Origin of the sequence: Ameyamaea chiangmaiensis (assembly GCF_013376175.1) — a bacterium.
Classification (GTDB): Bacteria; Pseudomonadota; Alphaproteobacteria; order Acetobacterales; family Acetobacteraceae; genus Ameyamaea; species Ameyamaea chiangmaiensis.
Genome location: NZ_JABXXR010000242.1, coordinates 1 through 2,660 on the forward strand (window position 1 = coordinate 1; position 2,660 = coordinate 2,660).

Genomic DNA, 2,660 nt, shown 5'->3' on the forward strand with positions numbered 1-2,660 from the left:
CTGCGGGGGCAGCGGCACGTCGTCGGCGCCGCGCCCGGCATGTGCGACCAGCGTCGTCAGGGCCGCGAGGCAGCATGCCGTATCGCGTCCGGCCTCGCTGTCATAATCCAGCCCGAGAAGCGCCAGGCAGGCGTCCAGGTTGGTCAGCAGCAGGTCCGCGACGGGGGACTGAGGCACCGGACTGGTCTCCGGGGCCGCCAGCGTCCGACGTGGCGGCAGGTCGAGCAGCGGCAGCTCGCCGTTGCGCAGGTCGTCGCTTTCGCGCGCGATCACACGCAGGGCGCGGCAGGCCAGTCGGACGGCGGCGACGAACTCCTCGGTGCCGAAGCCGACACCCGCCTGCACGAAGGCGGCCAGGTTCAGTACGAAGGCGGGGCGTCGTTCATGCTGGCTGTTCCAGACGGAACGCCCCGGGGCGCCCTGACGCATCAGAAGAAGATACGACAGCGAGCGTACAGGCAGGTCGTGTGTCTCAAGCGGGTCGATCCAGCGCGCCGCCTCGATGGACATCCGCACGCCGCCGCGCCCGGCGCGATCGGACTCCGCGCTGAGTTCCAGCAGCGCCTGCGCCGCGCCGTCGTCCCAGTCCGCGGGCAGGGTGACGCGCACAAGACTATCGTCGTCCGGGGTGACGGAGACCTGCGTCGTGCGCATGCGCACGCCATTCCAGTGGGTTCGAGCTGTCATGCGGCGATCCTAGGCCCGGTGAAAGGGAGTTGGAAAGCAGGATATGGGGGTCTTTGGGGGATCCACACCACTGTATATTGGGGATATGGGGGATAAGTCACCGGACGCCCGTCGCCGGCTTGTGATCGGCCCATGGAGGGGTGCGGGGATGGACCGCGGGCGGCAAACCGGCCTAACATGATGGCCATGGCAAATCTCGGCACACGTTTTCACACCATGCTCAAGGGTCGTCTGGTCGGCAGGGACGCTGATGGCCGTGCCTATTACGAGTCCCGTACCGCGAACCGCACCGGCGGCGGCCTGAAGCGGCACGAGCGCTGGGTGATCTACCACCCCGGCGAGGACGCCTCGGCCGTTCCGGCCGAGTGGTGGCCGTGGCTGCATCACATGCAGGACGCCCCGATTCCCGAGTCCGCCCGCAAGGGGTGGCAGCTTTCGTTCAAGCCGAACATGACCGGGACACCGGCGGCCTACACCCCCCCCGGCAGTGCCGCGCGTGGCGGTCGGCGCGCCCGCACGACTGGCGATTATGAGGCATGGTCCCCCGACGAGGCCTGATTGCGGCGGTTTCGGGGCGCGTCATGGCGGTGGGTTGCATCCGTCTGGCGGGCGCTATAGGGCTGAACCGGTGAGTGTCCGTCCCGGAGTCCTGCGTCCATGAGTATCGCCGCGTCTTCGGCCAGATCCCGCTCCGCCAGCGAACTCGCGGCTGGCAGCGCTGTTCTGCTGCTTCTTGTGGCGCTGATGGCGTTCGCGGTCGTGGGCAAGAACCGGCACCATGTCGACGGCTACACCGTCAACGCCGTGTTCGATCATATCGACGGCCTGACGGTGGGTTCGGACGTTCGTCTTGCCGGCATCACGGTCGGACACGTTATCAGCGAATCCATTGACCCGCACGACTTTCGGGCGCGCATCGCGTTTTCCGTGCGCCCCGACATCGCCCTGCCGACGGACAGCGCGGCCATCATCACCAGCGACAGCCTGCTTGGCGGCAAATACGTCGCACTTTCGCCAGGCGGGGATACCAAAACCCTGACCGGCGGCGCGACGATCACCCAGACGCAGGGTTCGATCAGCCTTGAACAGCTTCTGAGCAAGTTCATCTTCTCGGTCACGGACACCATGACGCGCGCCAACCAGACCCATGCGGGCGCCGGCAAGACGGGGGAGACGCCATGACCGCCGACACCGACGCGATCCTCTGGCCACAGAGCGACGGAGCGCCCGTCTCCTGCACTGAGAAACTGCGCGTCCTGCGCGAGAACTATGCCGAGGCCCGGCAGGTCCTGCGCGATGCGTTCGAGGATGCGGTGCTGATGGGGGTGGACGAGGCGTCCGCGCGGCGCCTGTTCGCCGAACTGGTCGAAACCCTGCCGTCGCCCCGGCATCGCGCCGCACCGGCCGCTGCATGACGGTCGTCGCGCGGGCAGGGGTGCCGCTTCTGGCGGTGGCGTTCGTGTGCGCCGTGCAGGGCGCACGCGGGGCAACCGCCGTTTCCCCCCCTACCATCTACCCGTCCAATGTCTGGCAGGGTCATGCGCAGGCGGTCGTGCGTGTGCTCGACCGACTCGACTCGCATGTCGAGGTTCTGACCATCCCCGCCGGCGGCAACACGCAGTTCAAGAGCCTGACGCTTGCGGTCAAGGCCTGTCTCGACCGGCCCGCGACATTGTCCCCCGATGCGGCCGTGTCCCTCGACATCGTCGATTCTCACCCCGAGGGGGCGCGTTTCAGCGGCTGGATGCTCGCGGCCGAGCCCGCGCTGAATGTTCTGGAAAGCCCGGTCTACGACGTGCGCGTCGTGGGCTGCGCGGGTGACGCGGTGACGCCCACACCCATGTCGCTTCAGCAACTGGCGACGGCGACCCACGCTGCGGCGCCCGTGGTCGAGGCACCACCTCCCGCGGCGGGGACGCAGGGTGTGGGTATCACCGGCGCTGCCGTCGTGCCGACCGCGACGGGCCAGGGGG

At 68.4% G+C, this 2,660-nt stretch carries 4 protein-coding genes and 1 pseudogene; 4 read left to right on the plus strand and 1 reads right to left on the minus strand.

What is annotated here, in order from left to right; translation table 11 throughout:
• Window positions 1-687, minus strand: a pseudogene (locus HUK82_RS15800) (vitamin B12-dependent ribonucleotide reductase); the annotation flags it as partial.
• Window positions 688-873: 186 nt separating this feature from the next.
• On the opposite strand from HUK82_RS15800, the gene HUK82_RS15805 reads away from it, so the two are divergent.
• The 4 genes from HUK82_RS15805 to HUK82_RS15820 all read left to right on the plus strand — a co-directional run.
• On the plus strand, window positions 874-1,245 hold the full coding sequence (locus tag HUK82_RS15805) for an NADH-ubiquinone oxidoreductase subunit NDUFA12 family protein (protein WP_176614850.1): 372 nt from the start codon (window positions 874-876) through the stop codon (window positions 1,243-1,245).
• A 99-nt stretch (window positions 1,246-1,344) separates the two neighbouring features.
• On the plus strand, window positions 1,345-1,869 hold the full coding sequence (mlaD, locus tag HUK82_RS15810; protein WP_176614851.1) for an outer membrane lipid asymmetry maintenance protein MlaD: 525 nt from the start codon (window positions 1,345-1,347) through the stop codon (window positions 1,867-1,869).
• Window positions 1,866-2,102 carry a hypothetical protein gene (locus HUK82_RS15815; protein ID WP_176614852.1) on the plus strand — a complete coding sequence of 79 codons (237 nt, stop codon included), beginning with the start codon at window positions 1,866-1,868 and terminating at the stop codon, window positions 2,100-2,102. The genes mlaD and HUK82_RS15815 overlap by 4 nt, the downstream gene beginning before the upstream one ends.
• The coding region (locus HUK82_RS15820) for a DUF2155 domain-containing protein (protein WP_176614853.1) at window positions 2,099-2,660 on the plus strand (562 nt) is incomplete at its 3' end. The genes HUK82_RS15815 and HUK82_RS15820, both read left to right, overlap by 4 nt.